General features: G+C 35.5%; 14 protein-coding genes and 1 tRNA gene. 6 read left to right on the top strand and 9 right to left on the bottom strand.

Features of this window, described 5'->3' with window-relative positions:
* Positions 1-21 precede the first annotated feature (21 nt).
* Together RU96_RS05595 and RU96_RS05590 are read left to right on the top strand one after the other, a co-directional pair.
* Positions 22-94 (top strand) — tRNA-Lys (locus RU96_RS05595).
* Between the two features lie 190 nt (positions 95-284).
* A complete protein-coding gene (locus tag RU96_RS05590) occupies positions 285-710 on the top strand; it encodes a GNAT family N-acetyltransferase (protein ID WP_071864549.1) in 426 nt (141 codons plus the stop codon).
* 111 nt (positions 711-821) lie between these two features.
* On the opposite strand, the gene RU96_RS05585 is transcribed toward RU96_RS05590, so the two are convergent.
* Genes RU96_RS05585 through RU96_RS05575 form a run of 3 tightly spaced genes read right to left on the bottom strand, consistent with a single transcriptional unit; the run spans position 822 to position 3,582 of the window.
* On the bottom strand, positions 822-950 hold the full coding sequence (locus RU96_RS05585; protein ID WP_071864548.1) for a FeoB-associated Cys-rich membrane protein: 129 nt from the start codon (positions 948-950) through the stop codon (positions 822-824).
* The gene (feoB, locus tag RU96_RS05580) at positions 951-3,110 is read right to left on the bottom strand and encodes a ferrous iron transport protein B (RefSeq protein WP_071864547.1); all 2,160 of its coding nucleotides are present in this window, start codon (positions 3,108-3,110) and stop codon (positions 951-953) included. It abuts the gene before it with no gap.
* A gap of 1 nt (position 3,111) precedes the next feature.
* Positions 3,112-3,582, bottom strand: a complete 471-nt coding sequence (locus RU96_RS05575) for a FeoA family protein (protein ID WP_071864546.1) — start codon at positions 3,580-3,582, stop codon at positions 3,112-3,114.
* 335 nt (positions 3,583-3,917) lie between these two features.
* Between RU96_RS05575 and nrdH the strand changes: the two genes are divergently transcribed.
* From nrdH to RU96_RS05555, 4 genes are all read left to right on the top strand, one after another.
* Positions 3,918-4,142, top strand: coding sequence for a glutaredoxin-like protein NrdH (gene nrdH, locus RU96_RS05570; protein WP_071864545.1), 225 nt, complete (start codon positions 3,918-3,920; stop codon positions 4,140-4,142).
* Positions 4,143-4,322: 180 nt separating this feature from the next.
* Complete coding sequence (gene nrdE / locus RU96_RS05565; RefSeq protein WP_071864544.1) at positions 4,323-6,485, top strand: class 1b ribonucleoside-diphosphate reductase subunit alpha; 2,163 nt, start codon at positions 4,323-4,325, stop codon at positions 6,483-6,485.
* A 101-nt stretch (positions 6,486-6,586) separates the two neighbouring features.
* The gene (nrdF, locus tag RU96_RS05560; protein ID WP_095007043.1) at positions 6,587-7,549 is read left to right on the top strand and encodes a class 1b ribonucleoside-diphosphate reductase subunit beta; all 963 of its coding nucleotides are present in this window, start codon (positions 6,587-6,589) and stop codon (positions 7,547-7,549) included.
* Between the two features lie 131 nt (positions 7,550-7,680).
* Positions 7,681-8,493, top strand: coding sequence for a DUF92 domain-containing protein (locus tag RU96_RS05555; RefSeq protein WP_071864542.1), 813 nt, complete (start codon positions 7,681-7,683; stop codon positions 8,491-8,493).
* A gap of 107 nt (positions 8,494-8,600) precedes the next feature.
* On the opposite strand, the gene nagB is transcribed toward RU96_RS05555, so the two are convergent.
* The 6 genes from nagB to RU96_RS13175 form a co-directional block, all read right to left on the bottom strand.
* On the bottom strand, positions 8,601-9,302 hold the full coding sequence (nagB, locus tag RU96_RS05550) for a glucosamine-6-phosphate deaminase (protein WP_071864541.1): 702 nt from the start codon (positions 9,300-9,302) through the stop codon (positions 8,601-8,603).
* 375 nt (positions 9,303-9,677) lie between these two features.
* Positions 9,678-9,872: a CsbD family protein gene (locus tag RU96_RS05545; RefSeq protein ID WP_084035468.1), complete on the bottom strand. Its 195-nt coding sequence runs from the start codon at positions 9,870-9,872 to the stop codon at positions 9,678-9,680.
* 107 nt (positions 9,873-9,979) lie between these two features.
* Positions 9,980-11,143: a class C sortase gene (locus RU96_RS13390; protein WP_071864539.1), complete on the bottom strand. Its 1,164-nt coding sequence runs from the start codon at positions 11,141-11,143 to the stop codon at positions 9,980-9,982.
* Between the two features lie 73 nt (positions 11,144-11,216).
* Positions 11,217-13,094: a pilin N-terminal domain-containing protein gene (locus RU96_RS05535; RefSeq protein WP_071864538.1), complete on the bottom strand. Its 1,878-nt coding sequence runs from the start codon at positions 13,092-13,094 to the stop codon at positions 11,217-11,219.
* Positions 13,095-13,110: 16 nt separating this feature from the next.
* A complete protein-coding gene (locus RU96_RS05530; RefSeq protein WP_071864537.1) occupies positions 13,111-14,571 on the bottom strand; it encodes a SpaH/EbpB family LPXTG-anchored major pilin in 1,461 nt (486 codons plus the stop codon).
* Complete coding sequence (locus RU96_RS13175) at positions 14,572-17,790, bottom strand: SpaA isopeptide-forming pilin-related protein (protein WP_071864536.1); 3,219 nt, start codon at positions 17,788-17,790, stop codon at positions 14,572-14,574.
* Positions 17,791-17,843: the final 53 nt, after the last annotated feature.

Raw genomic sequence — 17,843 nt, 5'->3', positions numbered from 1 at the left:
GTACTTTTCTTAAAGTATTTTGGGCCGTTAGCTCAGTTGGTAGAGCAGCTGACTCTTAATCAGCGGGTCGCGGGTTCGAGCCCCTCACGGCCCATTGGGTGCCAAACCCACGCCACCGGTATGATCTCGGCGTCTTTTAGACGTTTCGAAGAGATTGTATGCGGTGGTATTTTTTTAAGTTAGTTTTTAATCATACATCTTATTATATGAGATAAATTTTGTTTGATGCTACTATTTAATAGCGAAACTGCTATACTAAAAGGGCATAGACAGGAGGAATTTTCATGATACGAATTGAAACCAGTCAAACAGAAACTATTGAACCTTTATTAAGAGATGTCTTTACTGCTCAATACCAAAAGCAATTTCACAAAGAACTACCAAAAAAACATGAAAAACTTGCAATTGCGGCAATTTTAGATGAAGAATTAGTGGGTGGCCTCATTGCTAAAGAAGATTTTGAAAATCTTCATGTCAGTCTGCTGGCCGTTAAACCGGAATTTCAAAATCAAGGTATTGGTTCAAGACTTTTACAAGCACTAGAAGATTGGGCTCAAGAAGAAGGAGTTATCAATCTGACTTTAACGACAAAAAGTTATCAGGCGGTAGAATTTTATCAAAAAAGTGGCTTTATTATCTTTGGCCAATTACCAGATACCCCAATGCGTGGCGTAACAAAATATTATTTATATAAACGTATTAACAAATAGCGACTAAAATTTGCTTCGACAATTAAATTTCATTTCAAAAAAAGAGAAGTGTGACGGAAAAACAATCCGCAACACTTCTCTTTTTTTATTTTCATTTAAAATCAGATTATTTTAATCTAGTTTTTTCACCGGGCAACTGGTTTTGCAATCTTCACAACTACTACCTTTTTTTACTTGGCGATAGATAACAAAGCCCGCTGCACCAAATATTAAAATACTTAAAATTATCGTAGCTACCATTTATTTCACTTCCTCTTTTAATTGCTGAAAGGAGATAACGTCATCTTTTGGTGTAGGTGCTTTACGCATTAAAACATAAACAATATATGCTAGCACACCAACAGCAAGAATCGTTGCTAGATTAACTGCACCACCTTCAAAGATGACATGGCCAAATTGATATATAACAAAACTTACAGCATAAGCCAGACCACATTGATAACCAACAGCAATAAAAGTCCATTTGGCATTCCCCATCTCCCGATGAATCGCACCCATTGCTGCAAAACAAGGAGCACATAATAAGTTAAACACTAAAAAGGAGTAGGCTGCTACTGGTGTAAAGGCTGCTTGAAGTGGTCCCCAAATTTCAGCGCCATTTTCCGAAACTTCATCTAAATGACTAAATAAAATGCCAAAAGTATTGATGACATTTTCTTTGGCGATTAGTCCAGTTATAGTCGCCACCGCGCCTTGCCAACTTCCCCACCCCAATGGTGCAAATAACGGTGCCACTACTCGGCCCAAATTTGCCAAGATACTTTTATCGCCTGCAACTGCTTGAAAGGCAAAATTGTAATTTGACATAAACCATAAAATAATACTTGAAACAAAGATGATTGTGCCGGCTTTTTTTATAAAAGAAAAACCTCGGTCAAATGTTTGGCGCATAACATTTTTGACTTGCGGCAAGTGATATGCAGGTAATTCCATGATGAATGGTGCAGGATCGCCTGCAAATATGCGCGTCTTCTTTAATGCAATCCCAGATAAAACAATCGCAGTTACTCCGATAAAATAAGCAGAAGGTGCTACCCAGCTCGCTTGTGGGAAAAAGGCCCCCGCAACCAAGGCAATAATTGGTAATTTAGCCGAACACGGCATGAAGGTTGTTACCATTACTGTCATACGTCGATCTTTTTCATTTTCAATTGTACGGCTGGCCATAACACCTGGAACACCACAACCTGTTGCAATCAACATGGGAATAAATGATTTTCCGGATAAGCCAAATTTACGAAATAAGCGGTCCATCACAAAAGCAATTCGAGCCATATAACCACAGTCTTCTAAGAGCGATAAACATAAAAAGAGAACTAACAATTGTGGTACAAAACCTAAAACGGCTCCCACACCTGCGATAATGCCATTTAAGATTAAATCTTGCATCCAAGGTGCAACCTGCCAGACCTGGAGATTTTTAGCGATAAAATCTGGCACAAGCGTACCAAACAATACATCATTGACCCAGTCAGTACCCATGACCCCAATTGTTTGAATTGACAAATAATAAATGCCCCACATTACAAAAGCAAAAATTGGAATGGCTAAAAAGCGATTGGTAACAATTTGGTCAATTTTGTCGCTGATAGTAAAGCGTAATTCACCGTCATTGACAGTACATAATGCCATTAAGCGAGCGATAAACTCGTAACGCTCATTGACTAAGATTGCATCACTTGTATCATCAAAAATTTTTTCGGTGATCGCAATAATTTCATTAATTTCTTTTTGCTGGATTTTACTTAAATTTAAAGCAGCAGTAGCAAGTTCATCTTTTTCAAATAATTTAGCTGCATAAAAACGCGCTTGTTTTTGTGGCACCGTATTTCCTAAAACATCAATAATTTCTGATAATGCCACTTCTAGGCGATCATCATAAGTTGGATAGGTTGTTTCTGGCGGAAATTTTTCAGCCACTAAAGTACTTTGCTGAATTAATTCTTCTAAGCCTTGTTTTTTTAACGCACTCATACTGACAACTGGAATACCTAAACCATAAGCTAGCTTAGCTAGATTAATAGTTTTACCGCTTTTTTTGACTAAATCCATCATATTCAAACCTAAAACGATTGGAATACCAGTTTCCATTAGTTGTGTCGTTAAGTAGAGATTGCGCTCTAGATTCGTCGCATCAACGATATTAATAATCGTATTGGGCATACCGGTTAAAAGGTAATCTCTTGCGACAATTTCTTCTGGTGTATAAGGGGATAATGAATAAATTCCTGGTAAATCTTGGATGGTAATATTTTTTTGCTTTTTTAAACTACCTGATTTACGTTCAACTGTTACCCCCGGCCAGTTTCCCACCGACTGCATGGATCCTGTTAATTGATTAAACGTACTCGTTTTACCACTGTTGGGATTACCTGCTAAAGCAAATTGCAGCTGATTCATCCTATCCCTCCTTAATTAAAGCTACTAAAATATATTCTGCTTCACTTTTACGCAACGACAATTCGTAACCTCGTAAATTAATTTCAATCGGATCACCTAAAGGCGCTAATTTTCGTACTGTTAAAAGCACGTTTTTAGTTAAGCCCATATCCATCAAACGGCGCTTAACTGCCCCTTCACCAAATATTTTGATTACTTTTCCTTTATCGCCGACTGCTAATTGATCCAACGATAAGATTTCACTTTTTTCAACCGCTGGTTCCACACAAATAGCTGCTAGTATGCTTTGGTCTAGAGCCAACCGAGTATTTTGCACTAATACGATTCCATCTTGTCCCTTACTTTTTAATAAGACTACCTGACTTCCAGGCAACAAACCTAAGTTTTGCAAATGTTTTTGAACTTCAGTAGGCGCTGCTACTTTTTTCACAATAAACGTTTGATTTGGTGCGACTTCTGCTAACTTTTGCATTATTACTCCTTTATAAAGAAAAACCCAATTGCGACTGATAATTATTCTCATTTAGAATAAGGTTTGTCACGCTTAAAGTCAATAAAAGCGACAAAATTGTAATATTTTTCACATAGTAATAATTATTCTTGTTTCGAGCTAGACCACTTCATTTTCGTCTCATGAAAACGAGAAAGAAAACTTGTCCTTGTGCTATTGGAAACACTTCATCAACACAAAACCACAATGTATAGTATGTTTAATATTACAAAACACAATATCTAGTGTTTTTTGATTGACATTTACTACCACTTCTCTATACTGAGTATATAAAGAATTTTAAGGAGGCAACTATTATGACTATCACTTTATTTTCTAAAAACAACTGTATGCAATGTAAAATGACTAAACGTTTTTTAACTGAAAATCACGTCAACTTTAAAGAAGTTAATATAGATGAAGAACCTACCGCATTGAACTTTCTAAAAGAACAAGGTTTCCAAAGTGTACCGGTAACGACTGCAGGCGAGACCACAATTATCGGCTTTAGACCTGATCAATTACGCAGTCTTGCTTCTTAAACACAATTAATTAAGGTTGTACCGCAGTTAAGATAGTACTGGACAGTTACACTAGTGTTTTTTAAACACGTGTTGCATATTTTACCAGTTGCTTTTTTTATTATTTCAAAATCTGCGGGACACCTTCTTTTTTTCGCATTTTTTTATCTTAAGAGTCTGAAAAAGAAAGTTGGTCCTTCCATGAGTTTAAAAGAGCTTAAAGATGTCAGCTACTATAAGCTGAATAACGAAATTAACCGACCTGTTGACGGTCAAATCCCTTTAAATAAAGATCAAGAAGCATTGGCAGCATTTTTTAGCGAAAATGTTCTTCCTAATACAAAGCAATTTGCTACTTTTAATGACAAATTGGATTATTTAGTCGCTGAGGATTATTTAGAAACAGAATTTTTAGCGAAATATTCTCAAGCATTTATCACGAAACTTTATGACTTTTTATTAGCCCAAAATTTCACTTTTAAATCGTTTATGGCAGCTTATAAATTTTATTCCCAATACGCCTTAAAAACTAACGATGGTGCTTTTTATCTAGAAAATTATGAAGATCGTGTTGCCATTAACGCCTTGTATTTTGCCGATGGTGATGAAGAATTGGCAATGACTTTAGCCGATGAAATGATTCACCAACGCTACCAACCGGCTACCCCTTCATTTTTAAATGCTGGTCGTAAGCGTCGGGGAGAATTAGTTTCTTGTTTCCTTATTCAAATTACTGATGATATGAACTCGATTGGGCGCGGTATTAATTCTGCATTACAACTTTCCCGCATTGGTGGCGGTGTTGGTATTACGTTATCAAACTTACGGGAAGCTGGCGCACCAATTAAAGGATACGAAGGTGCAGCTAGTGGTGTTATGCCCGTTATGAAGCTGTTTGAAGATTCTTTTAGTTACTCCAATCAACTCGGCCAACGCCAAGGTGCCGGCGTGGTTTATTTAAACGTCTTTCATCCTGACATCATGGCTTTCTTATCTGCCAAAAAAGAAAATGCAGATGAAAAGATTCGGGTTAAAACATTATCTCTAGGTGTTTTAGTGCCGGATAAATTTTATGAATTAACTCGCAAGAATGAGGATATGTACTTGTTTAGTCCTTATAGTGTTGAAAAAGAATACGGTGTACCTTTTTCTTATGTTGACATCACCAAAGAATATGATAATTTGGTCAAAAACCCTAATATCCGGAAACAAAAAATCAAAGCGCGGGAATTAGAAAATGAAATTTCTAAATTGCAACAAGAATCTGGTTATCCTTATATTGTCAATATCGACACCGCCAACCGCGAAAATCCGATTGACGGCAAAATTATTATGAGTAATTTATGTTCAGAAGTTTTACAAGTCCAAACCCCTTCTGTTTTAACTGGTCGTCAAGAATATGAAATTTTAGGAACTGATATTTCATGTAATTTAGGTTCCACAAATATTGTCAACTTAATGGATAGTCCTGATTTTGGTAAATCAGTTAGAGCGATGACTCGCGCATTGACTTTTGTAACAGATAACTCGCATATTGATGTGGTCCCTTCTATTGCCAATGGGAACCAACAAGCGCATACGATTGGACTTGGCGGTATGGGTTTACACACTTTCTTTGCCAAAAATCATTTGGTGTATGGTTCCAAAGAGTCTGTTGAATTTACCGATATTTATTTTATGTTATTAAACTATTGGACCCTAGTGGAAAGTAACAAAATCGCTAAAGAACGCCAACAATCTTTTTACAACTTTGAAAAATCAGCTTACGCCGATGGCAGCTATTTTGATAAATATATTGCTGAAAATCACTTGCCACAATCAGATAAAGTTAAAGCATTATTTGAAGGAATTTTTATTCCAACTGGTGAAGATTGGGCAAAACTAAAAGAAGCTGTCCAAAAAGATGGCTTGTATCATCAAAACCGCTTGGCAGTAGCACCAAACGGCTCGATTTCTTATATTAATGATACCAGTGCAAGCTTGCATCCGATCACGCGGATGATTGAAGAGCGACAAGAAAAGAAAATCGGGAAAATTTACTACCCAGCACCTTACTTATCAAATGATACATTGCCTTACTACACATCTGCTTATGATATGGATATGCGCAAAGTCATTGATGTTTACGCGGCAGCCCAACAACACATTGATCAAGGTATGAGTTTAACCTTGTTTATGCGGTCTGATATTCCAAAAGGTCTTTATGAATGGAAAACTGCAACAACCAAACAAACAACACGGGATCTAAATATTTTACGTCATTACGCCTTTCATAAAGGAATTAAATCGATTTATTATATTCGTACCTTTACAGACGATGCCGAAGAAATCGGTAGCAATCAATGTGAAAGCTGTGTCATTTAAGTTGTATTTTTCAACTAGTTGCAATAGTAGATTTTGGGATACCAAAGTTCTACTTGCGGCGATTAGCTGTAGACGATACAACAACTTAGATTAGGAGGCAAATCATGGCAACTTATTACGAAGCCATTAATTGGAATGAAATTGAAGATATTATCGATAAATCAACGTGGGAAAAACTAACAGAACAATTTTGGTTAGATACACGTATTCCACTATCAAATGATTTAGATGACTGGCGGACTTTATCTGATTTAGAAAAGCAAACGGTGGGTCACGTTTTTGGTGGTTTAACTTTATTAGATACCGTGCAATCTGAAAGCGGAATGGAACAATTACGTAACGATGTCCGTACCCCCCATGAAGAAGCAGTACTAAACAATATTCAATTTATGGAATCTGTTCACGCGAAAAGTTATTCCTCTATTTTTTCAACCTTAAACACAAAATCAGAAATAGACGAGATCTTTGAATGGACCAATACCAATCCTTATTTACAAAAAAAAGCAGAACGAATTAATGAAATTTATAAGAACGGCACACCGCTAGAAAAGAAAATTGCCAGTGTCTTTTTGGAAACATTCCTATTTTATTCTGGCTTTTATACGCCCCTTTATTATTTAGGCAACAATAAATTAGCCAATGTAGCGGAAATCATTAAATTAATCATTCGTGACGAATCCGTCCATGGTACTTACATTGGTTATAAATTCCAACTTGGGTTTAATGAACTACCAGAAGCCAAACAAGAGGCGTTAAAAAATTGGATGTATGATTTATTGTATGAATTATATGAAAATGAAGAACGTTATACAGAAGAATTATATGATGAAATTGGTTGGACAGAAGAAGTTAAAACTTTCTTACGATACAATGCCAACAAAGCGTTGATGAACTTGGGGCAAGATCCACTATTTCCCGATACCGCTGACGATGTGAATCCAATTGTTATGAACGGTATCTCAACTGGTACTAGTAATCATGACTTTTTCTCACAAGTGGGTAATGGGTATTTATTAGGTCAAGTTGAAGCGATGGAAGACGACGATTATACAATTGGTCTGTAAAATTTAAAAAGCACTGTTAGATTCTTGTCTTTATTTGATTGGGTTCCCAACGAATAAAGGCAAGTCACTCTAACAGTGTTTTTTCGTGTTACACTAACACTAGAGTTATTCTTAAAATTAAGGAGTCTATCATGATTACTTTTTATCTTGCCGCAGGCGGTCTACTTTTTACAGCCGTAATTGGTTTCTTCCTTTATATTGCCAACTATTTAACCCGTTCAGGATATTTTACTTTCATTTTATTGGGGACATTTCTAGCTGCATTCTCCCCACCTGTTATCTGGTTTTTACTGGGATTATTTTTTGGCAGTGCTATTTTAATCCACGCCTTAAAAAAATACCTGTCAAAAAAAGAGGATACCATTGGTAAAAAAGGCGCCACACGAGATGCCAAACAACTTTTAGCCAATAGTTTACCGTTAGCTAGCTGCGCTTTATTAGCTTATTTTAACGTCTTAAATATCAATTGGACTCTACTTATGTCAACAATTATCGCAGCTACTACAGCCGATACCTGGGCATCTGAAATAGGTCTGCTTTCTAAAAGTAGACCTTACAATCTCGTTAATTTCAAAAAAGTTGCCCCCGGCTTATCAGGCGGTGTATCGCTTTTAGGAAGTTTAGCAGCAGTAGGTGGAAGCTTACTTATTTCAGCTACCTATGCTCTTGGCACTTGGTTATTTACGCCCCAATCATTCACCGGTGCCCTTCTTTTGATCCCATTACTTTTAGGTGTTGGCGGTATGTTAATTGATAGTTTATTAGGGGCGACATTACAAAGTAAGTATCAATGCCAAGTCTGCGGTAAAATCACCGAACAAGAAAATCATCATCAAAAACCTTGCCGCTTAATTTCTGGATACCGCTTCATTGATAACGACGTAGTGAATTTAATGAGTGGTTATGTCATTTTACTTTTAGCTATTATTTTACAGATTATTTAAAAAAGACAGACTCCCAATTTTAAACCGCCCCTAAAAGTTAGACCAAAAAATCTAACTTATTAGAAGCGGTACATTTGGAATCTGTCTTTTTGTTACAATTTTAATTTTTATAATTTACTTGCTGCGGCATCATCGACAATTACGACAACATCTGGATGATTTTGAAGTGCTGAAGCAGGTAAATCTGTTGTTACTGGTCCATCAACCATGCCTTTAATCGCATCGGCTTTATCTGCACCATATGCCATTAAGACCATTTTTTTACCTTGTAAAATTGAACCAATCCCCATTGAAACAGCTTTTGTTGGAACATCTTCTACTTTATCAAAGAAACGTTTATTGGCTTCAATTGTTGATTCTGTTAAATTAACAACAGAAGTTTTACTGTCTAGCGGTGTACCAGGCTCGTTAAACCCAATATGACCATTACGCCCAATACCTAAAATTTGGATATCAATTGGATGTGTGGCAATCACATCATCATAACGTTGGCATTCTGCTTGTAAATCTTCAGCTTTACCATTTGGTACAAAAGTTTCTTTAAATGGTTTTTGATTAAATAAATTTTCGTTCATAAAATAGCGATAACTTTGTTTATCTTCGCCACCTAAACCAACATATTCATCTAAGTTGATTGATGTCATATTTGAAAAATCAAGGTCACTATTTGTCATTTCTTGATACAATGTAATTGGCGTACTTCCTGTTGCTAAACCTAATGTATGAATACCATCTTTCATGGCTTGTTGAATAATTTCAAAGGCTTTTTTTCCGCCAGCAGCGGCATCTTTTACGCGGATAATTTCCATTTCGATAACCTCTTTCTACGCTTGTTTGGTATAGCCCAATTATAGCACCAGTTTTTCATTTAATCAAGAATTGTCTAGACCAAATCTAGCTATTTTTAAAAATTTCTAAATTTTATTTTTATCTAATATTAAAATTCAAATCTTTGCGAGTAAATCCCTTCAACATGCGTACAAATTAAGCCTATTTCTTAATCGAATACGAAAATCACTTTTCCCCTATTTCCCCATAAAATTACATTGCTTAAGTTTTATTGCATACATGCGTACTTACGCTAAAGTTCACTATCGAAAAAAGGTTGTGGTAAAAGCCGCTTCTGTCGTATCGTTTATTAAAAAAAGGAGGTAGGACAAAATCTTGTCCTACCTCCAAATTAATTATTTTTTATCGTCTTTATCTTTTTTATCGAATAATTTGTTAATTTCACCGGCAACGTTGTCTTTTAAATCTTCAGCTTTTTCTTTTAATTTGCCAGCTTCTTGTTGCACTTTACCTTTTAATTCTTGTGAATCATCACCTGTTGCTTTACCTGCTGTTTCATTTACTTTACCTTTAACTTGATCTTTATCCATCATTGTATCCCCCTTATTCTTTACTACAAATTAAGTGTAGCAAAAATATAAGTAACTGCCCAATAAAACAGCTTAAAACAATCAAAAAATTAAATAAATTAACGGAATTATGATTTATTTTCGACGACAAAATTGGATTGCTTTTGCCAGTTACTCTTTGCAGTTAACAATGAAAAACGTTCATCTGTCACCTTTTGAATGCGAATCTTTAGATTACCTGCCTTAGATTTTAAGACATATTTGCCACCTTTCATCGCTTCAATCTGGAGTTCGCCTGCTTCATTAGTAACGGCTTTTAAAGGCTCACCTTGACGGGTAATTTGGCATTTTCCTTTACGATCATAGACCGTAAAGGTTAAGTCAGAAAGCGGGATACCATCTTTTGTAGCAGTGAATAATAATAAATAGCGCTTTTTAGCAATTGCTAATGTTTTGGCATGTTTTATGATCGCGGCCACTAATAATCCAAGGAACAAAAGCGTGCCGACAATAATTAAGATAACTCGTAATAATTGATAATCATCTGCACGTTGTAAGTTCTTTGCCATCTTCGGTGTATAAGGGATGCGATGTCCTCGCACTAATAAACGGTGACTATTGATCATATAAGGCGTACAAGTCACTAAAGTAACTAAATCTTTATCCTTTTCAATTAACAAGTCTTCAGTCTCTGTTGGCTCCACTACTTTTAGTTGATCGACTTCATAAGCTAACGTGCGCTTATTAATTTCAATAAAGAAGACATCACCTTTTTTCAAATCTGGCAAATCGGTAAATAATTTAGCCGAAGGTAAGCCGCGGTGGCCAGAAATGACTGCATGGGTGCTTTTGCCACCAGTCGGATAGGAAGTTCCTTCTAGTAAAGAAGTTCCTTTGGCTAAAAATAGATCATTTGTGGTATCAAAAATCGGTAGTCTTATTTTGATTTTCGGAATGTTTACAATACCAATTGTGTGTTGTTCAAAATATGTTTTTGCTGGTTTTGCTGGTACTTTTTTCTTGATCTTTTTAGACCAAGAATCCACACTAGGATTACTGCCTTCTTTCGCTAATTTTTTATTTTGACTTTCCATTTTTTCCTGTGCTGCTTGCATTGCTGCTTCATTTTCGTGATTTGCTTTTGCTTGGTAGTAGTCAATAATTTGCTGATCTAAAAATGTATTCACTGTATCACTAACAAAAGGATAACAAAACGCCCCAATGCCAAAAAACAATAAGAAACCCATTAAAATATCCAAAACAGTCCATTTCCATTTTCTAGCTTTTTTCATGACACGCATCCTTACTTAAAAATCAGGACAGAGAAAAATCTCTGCCCTGTCTTAAAATATAAATAAAAATTATTTACGCCTCAGTTTGCTTGCGCCTTTTAGTAAAGTAGATGACTGCGCCCGCTACTGCAATTGTCCCAATCACAATCAAAGCATAGATACCTTTACCACCAGTTGAAGGGAGTATTCCTGATCGGGTATTTGGAACTGTTAATACTTCTTTTTCATTACCGTAGCTTGTTTCTGATACTTCAAAATCAAAAGTAGGGTCACTTGGCAAATGATAGCCAGCTGGTGCTTTTGTTTCAACTAAAGTGTATTTGCCTGTCGCAAGACCTTTCACTTCAAAAGAGCCATCCGTTCCAGAAGTAATTGTTGAATGGTCAGTAACAGTGTCTTTCCAACCTAAGAAGTTGCTGTTTTTATCAAATTCAGCAAATTTACCTTCACTATTTTTTACAACAAATTTTGCGCCGACAAGAGGTGCATTGGTATTAGCATCCTCCTTAATAAACTTTTTGCCATATGTTTTGACGATAACTTTATTTGATGTTTCTGGATGGAAGTTATTGTCAAAAGTAATATCATTATTAACATCTGTTTCTAAATCTACGACAGGTTTTACTGACATTTTATAAGTTACTTCAATTTCTTTACCAGCATTGTTTAGAATAAGTGCTTTATCCTCTTCATTTTCAAAGAATGAAAGTCTAAAACCATTGCCTTCTTTTACAGCTTGGGTATTTAATTTATTGTCATTTAATTCTGCCGTTACACTACGAAGATCTAAAATTAAAGCTTCGTCAGGTCTATCAACTAAATCAAATTTTGTATAATTAGAAACATTAATATCAGCAGGAATAGTTAATTTAGCAGTATAAGTTAATACCTGTGTATAATCAACATCAGAATCATCCACTTCTTTTTCTGGAGCTGTTGTTGCATAGTTATAAGCAAAAGCATCTGATGAATTCTTAACTTGCTTACCATCATTATTAAAATAACTATAGTTCACACTCAATATACCTTTATTATCCACAACATTAGCAATTACAATGTTTTGAGAGTTCTTGTTAGCATGATAAGTGTCCTTACCAGCGGTTACTGTTACTCCATTTTGATCTGCATATTCTTCAAATGTATATGTTCCTGGTGAAAGCTTGTAGCCATCTGTACTAACCACACCTTCATCATTCGAAAGAAAAATTTTAGCTTTCGATACATCTGAGAATGAAGGAAATCCATTGCTATCATGTTGCTCTTGAAGATAACTGCCGTTACTATCTTTCAAACGGAATTTAGCTCCAGCTAATGGTTTATTTTTTCCATCTTTAACACCGTATTTTGTGAAAGATAACTCTTTACCATAAATTTCATTTTTAGGATAAAGGTGAACCTTATCTTTTTTAGTATTTGTATCTGTGTTATATACAGGTAATGCCAATACCATGTTTGTTGATTTTGATTGGTTTATATTACTTGGCGCATAGTTTTCAACAATCAAATAAATAGCATCTTGATTTTTACCGTTAATTGTATAATCTGATTCCAATGGTAAATCTGCTTTGGCTTCGCCTTCTTCATTTGTTACAGAAAACTCTTTTGTAAAATTCCTACCTGTTATATTCAAATTCTGAAGTGCTAAGTACGCATCATCTGCACTCATTTTCTTACCAGTATTTCTTAAATTGTAGTATTCTTCAGTCACGTCATAGGCTACAAACTTAACTCCTTTTACTGGTTTTGATCCTTCAGGCAAATTTTTTATTGAATTGCCGTCGTTCTTTAGGTTATCAGTAGGTAAACTTTCATATTGTAATTTATGCAAGATGACGGTTTGTGTTTTTTTTGTTGTCTCTTCCGCTTTCGCCACTTGTCCCATGCCTAGTCCTAATGGCAATAATAGCGCTAGTGTAGCTAGTGCACCAAATAATTTTTTCTTGATTTTCATCTTCTTTAACCCCTTCTTATTCTTTTCCTTTTTTATTGCGAACAAACACAATCACAACAACCAAAATTATGAATGCGCCGAACCAAACTAATTTACTATTTGCCATATCATTTGTTTTTGGCAAAAGACCTGTATTCGGTTTTTTAGTCTTAGGAATTTCGTTACGTTGCGCGGTATTCACAACTTTCAAAGTTCCTTCTTTTTGTTTATAACTGGAGGCAGTTACTTTAAAAGAAATTTTTTCATTACTTTTCACATAACCACTCGGAGCTTTTATTTCCTCTAACTGATAAGTACCATAAGCCAAGCCTCGAATTTCAAATTCACCATGTTTATCGGAAAATAGTTTGATGACATTTTTATTCGTAGCATTTTTGTCCCAAGTAAAGCCTTGTTTAGCTTGGATTAAGTATTCACCTTTATTATTGGTGATAAGAAATTCTGCGCCTGATAATTTTTTAGTATTATCATAGGCATCGACTTTTACAAATCGTTTGCCGCCAGTCTTAACAAAGACACCTTTAACAATTTTATCGCTGTCTGTTGTAAGAAAAGCTCTGTTCATAATTTCAGCGTCTACTTTATTTTGGCTAATCAAGGTATCTTTATAGGTAATGGCAATTGTTTTGCCTTCATAAGGAACTAATTTTTTTACGTCATTAAAAAGTAATTCAAAGCCATGATCATTTATGCTCTTTTCATAAAGCGAAGATATATCCTCACCATCAATTGTGACTGATAAACTTTCTGGGTTAAATTGGAGTGCTTCATCAGCCTTATCCAACACTTTAAAAAATGTGTAATCTGTCAAATCATGAGGAATCGTCGTTTGAACAGAAAAAAGAATTGTATCACCATAACTATAGTCTGCTTTTTCATTTCCAATCGTTTTTGTAAAGGTAGGATGATCCGCAGTTTTTCTTTCATTTTTTGGATAAAGATGAATTTCATTTAACATTTGACTACCGTCATAGACTGGTAAGACGACAACCAAATCTTTGCTTTTTTCTTTAATATAATCTGGTGCTTTTGCTTCGTGGAAAAGATAGACTGCATCTTTTCCAGCTGCATTGTCAGATTTTCCTGGTAATGAAAAAAGGAGCGTGCCATCTTCGCCATTAACAGTAGCAGTAATTCCACTTGCCACTTTTTGATTATTTGTTCCTGCTTCGGCTAGTTTTTCTTGCGCTTGTTCAACTGTTGCCCCCTGTTCTCGCAGTTCATAGAACTCTTTCGAAACATCAAAAACTGTAAACGTCACGTCATTTAAACCATGATATTCTTTTAACAAATTGGCATGTTGATCATCAATGCGCCCAGTATTCGGGGTATCTTGCGGTTGTTGTCCTTCTGGAAAAACAATTTTATGCAAAATAATTTGGACTTGCGTTGCCTGTTCTTGCTGTGCAGGTGCCATCCCCATTAATAGTGGCAAAAACAAAAGCATACTTGTAAGGGCTAGTAAATTTTTTTTCATTTATGCTTCCCCCTTACTTTTATTGCGCAAGAAGTAATAACCTACACCAACAATAAGTGCTACCACTCCCGCACCATAAATTAACCAGCTGCCACTACCCCCAGTAGCAGGAAGTGGTACTTTAGGTTTGTTAGGAACGTTGAAAGAAAGCTCAAATTTGTCATTAGTTACATCAACTTTAATTGGATTTTCTACGCTATCTAACCCTACAATATTCGCTATTAGTTTCCCTTCATCGTTTCTTTCAAAAGAAATTTTAATGGGATTATCCAGTTTGATATATCCAGCTGGTGCATGCATTTCTTCAATCACGTATTTTTTTGTCCAGTCCAAACCAAAGAAATTTATCGTACCATTTTCATCAATGACTGCTTCTGCTTCTTTTCCATTTTCAATATCTTCATGAATGGTAAATTTAGCCTCGGATAATTCATTCTTTGTGAATACTTTTGCTGAGTCACTCGTATCTTTTTTCTTTAGTTGAATGTCCAATACTTTTCTCATATTAACAATCCCTTGGTTAGGTTTGGAAAAAGCAATCGAATTATAATCTCCCTTATCAGTAATCAACAATTCAGTTTTTTCTTTTTTTATATCAGTCAAAGTTGCGGATTTCCCATCTTCACTAATTAGAAGCTCCCACGGTCCTTTGTCAGAAATAAGATAACCTAGTGGTATTTCAGATTCTTGCAACTGATACTTCTGACCAGCAATAAGTTCACGAGTATTGAAGTCAATGTTTCCTTTGTCATCACTTTTAGCAACTAAGTCATTCTTTAAATTACCACCAGATAATGTAAACTCAGCTCCGGCTACTGCTAATCCTGTTGAATCCATTTTTCTCAAACTTAAATCAAATGGTTTAATTTGTGATTTTACTCTGGTCTGGACAGAATTAGACGTTGCAGTAAACTTTGTACCAGAATCATAAGAAAATAAGGACTCAGCCTTATTTGTCATTAGATCACCTATCTTATCTGTAGTAGTATTTGTGACTACCACACGAACACGCACACTAAAATCCGCCCCATATGTGGCACTTTCTTTTGATTGCTCATTAATTTTATTTACTTGATCTGATGATAATTTAAGTTTAAATTCTCCATTATTAATCGAAAATTGTTGCTGGTTATCAGTAATATCGTTACCTTTTAAATCGTACAATGTTAGCGACTTGCCATCTGAATTGTCTATTTCCACTCCAGCAGGTAACTTGTCGGTTATCTGATAACCTGTAGGTAATACCAAGCCTTGAGAAGCTAGATTAATGGTCGGCTGATTAATGTAGTAGTAATATTTTTGCCCCGTTTTAACATATCTATCTGCTTTTTTAGGAATCCCCGCTTCTAAATTCTCTGTATCCGCATCGTGTCCTTCTACTCGATATTGTGGAAGCAAACTCCACTCCCCAGTTCCATCATTTGAACGATCTAAATCATTCCAAAAACGTTGATTCCATCCTGAAGGTTCTCCTGATGGACTATTCCAAGGATCACCATCTTTATATTGATTAATAGGTTGCACAGTTTTGCTAGGTGCTTTTTGTTTAACTGGGACAATTGCTGCACTAGCAAAAGTAAACCACGCTCGATGACCAGCTCCACCGCCGGTCCCCAATTGAAATTCATTTTCAGTTCCTATTAAATCAAATTTGACAGATGCTTTATTGAAAGTCGCACCACCTAAATTATCATTAAACGAATTCGAAGTACCATAATAAACATCAGAAAATGTATAAGTAAAAGATTGATCTGCAGGTGTTGAGACTGTACCTTTTGTAATAATTGAGCCTTCTGAAATAGAGCCCTCGCGGCCATCACTTGCCTTGACAAATTCACCGTTTATACCACCTGTCCCATAACCATTTAAAGAGTTAAAAGACATAAATCCATTAGTCACTGATGAAAAATCCACTTTCTCACTGTTATCGACATAAAAAAAGGTAAAATTCCAATCTGCTGAACTAATACCTGTTATTACTGTTCCTGAAAATAGATTGCTAGATAAATCTATACTTGGATACTGGAAGGGATAACCTGTCCAGGTTTTTGGAGACGGAGAACGTTGAATATTTTTTATAGTCAACTTGACACCAATTTCTTTTAAATTTCCATCTTGATCATTAATATAGCCAACCTTAGGGTAAGTCACATTAACTTCTGCTTTTGAAAGCGCATCTTGGGACTTATCGTTCGAAAACTTAATATTTACTTTACCTGAAACTGGGCGCGTGCCATCAGTATTTTTTTCTGGGACAAGGTAGAAACTAGATACTTTATTTTTATTTTGAGTATAGTTATCATAGTTTTCTATATTAGTTGGTTTTCCATTACTATCATAGGTTATCGGAACCTTGACAATTTCCAAAGGTTTGACACCTGTTACACTAACTTCCATTTTACTAGGATCATTGAAAACTTTATCGCTAATGACTAATGATCCAGCTGAAGAATCACTTGCTGATACAGCTGCACTTCGCGTAATTCTTTGCGGCACTCCTGTTTCAGCATATTTCTTTTCGGCTTCTTTTTTAGCTGAATTGACAGTGGCTTCATCTGCATCCCCTAGATTTTTAACTTCACTAGTAGATTCTTCACTGGTAGAAGAACTTTCTGTTGAGCTTGTATCATTTGATTCTTTCGTAGTTGAGGTCCTTGTTTCTTCAGTTGAAGCTTGAGTTCCGTCATTTTCTTTGATGCTAATAGGATACTCTTTTGTAAAGAGTGTTTTCTGTTCATTCGTTGGATTAGAAGCTGCATTAAACGCAACTTTGAAAGTTAACCCACTTACTACTGGCGTAGAAAATTCAATTTTATAATTTTTGTCTGTATTTGAAGGTTTTCTTTCAAATACTGTAGCGTAATCTTTTTCAGTTTCTTTTGAAATGACCCTGAAAAGATCAGTTGCTTGATTTTCTTCGCTAAGAGTTGGTAAAATACTTTTATTTTCTTTATCTTTTAATGAAAATAGAAATAGTGTTGCCTTTTCAGCTGCCTTTTTGTCGACATTCATTTGCCAGATAATTTTACTTTTTTTTGTCTGATAGGAAAGACTGGCTTTTCCATATTTACTGTCAAACAATTGTTGGGTATTACTCTCACCGTCATTCGTGAACGCAATCGCGGTAAATCCTTTAATGAAAAATTGAGCAAACGGCAGTAAAACGATAAGGACACTAAAAAAAACAGACCATTTACTCTTCCATACGTTTTTCTTCATTGTTTCCACTCCTCTATTCAATGCACATTCTCATTGTAAGAAGGAAATATATT

Origin of the sequence: Enterococcus canintestini, from assembly GCF_001885735.1 — a bacterium.
Taxonomy (GTDB): Bacteria; Bacillota; Bacilli; order Lactobacillales; family Enterococcaceae; genus Enterococcus_C; species Enterococcus_C canintestini.
The sequence above is the reverse complement of the archived record's forward strand: the minus strand, read 5'-3'. Positions and strand labels throughout refer to the sequence as shown.

What these genes read in the sequence shown, in the direction of transcription:
- RU96_RS05590 (WP_071864549.1), top strand. Translation starts at nt 285, where the DNA reads ATGATACGAATTGAAACCAGTCAAACAGAAACTATTGAACCTTTATTA.
- RU96_RS05585 (WP_071864548.1), bottom strand. Translation starts at nt 950, where the DNA reads ATGGTAGCTACGATAATTTTAAGTATTTTAATATTTGGTGCAGCGGGC.
- feoB (WP_071864547.1), bottom strand. Translation starts at nt 3,110, where the DNA reads ATGAATCAGCTGCAATTTGCTTTAGCAGGTAATCCCAACAGTGGTAAA.
- RU96_RS05575 (WP_071864546.1), bottom strand. Translation starts at nt 3,582, where the DNA reads ATGCAAAAGTTAGCAGAAGTCGCACCAAATCAAACGTTTATTGTGAAA.
- nrdH (WP_071864545.1), top strand. Translation starts at nt 3,918, where the DNA reads ATGACTATCACTTTATTTTCTAAAAACAACTGTATGCAATGTAAAATG.
- nrdE (WP_071864544.1), top strand. Translation starts at nt 4,323, where the DNA reads ATGAGTTTAAAAGAGCTTAAAGATGTCAGCTACTATAAGCTGAATAAC.
- RU96_RS05555 (WP_071864542.1), top strand. Translation starts at nt 7,681, where the DNA reads ATGATTACTTTTTATCTTGCCGCAGGCGGTCTACTTTTTACAGCCGTA.
- nagB (WP_071864541.1), bottom strand. Translation starts at nt 9,302, where the DNA reads ATGGAAATTATCCGCGTAAAAGATGCCGCTGCTGGCGGAAAAAAAGCC.
- RU96_RS05545 (WP_084035468.1), bottom strand. Translation starts at nt 9,872, where the DNA reads ATGGATAAAGATCAAGTTAAAGGTAAAGTAAATGAAACAGCAGGTAAA.
- RU96_RS13390 (WP_071864539.1), bottom strand. Translation starts at nt 11,143, where the DNA reads ATGAAAAAAGCTAGAAAATGGAAATGGACTGTTTTGGATATTTTAATG.
- RU96_RS05535 (WP_071864538.1), bottom strand. Translation starts at nt 13,094, where the DNA reads ATGAAAATCAAGAAAAAATTATTTGGTGCACTAGCTACACTAGCGCTA.
- RU96_RS05530 (WP_071864537.1), bottom strand. Translation starts at nt 14,571, where the DNA reads ATGAAAAAAAATTTACTAGCCCTTACAAGTATGCTTTTGTTTTTGCCA.
- RU96_RS13175 (WP_071864536.1), bottom strand. Translation starts at nt 17,790, where the DNA reads ATGAAGAAAAACGTATGGAAGAGTAAATGGTCTGTTTTTTTTAGTGTC.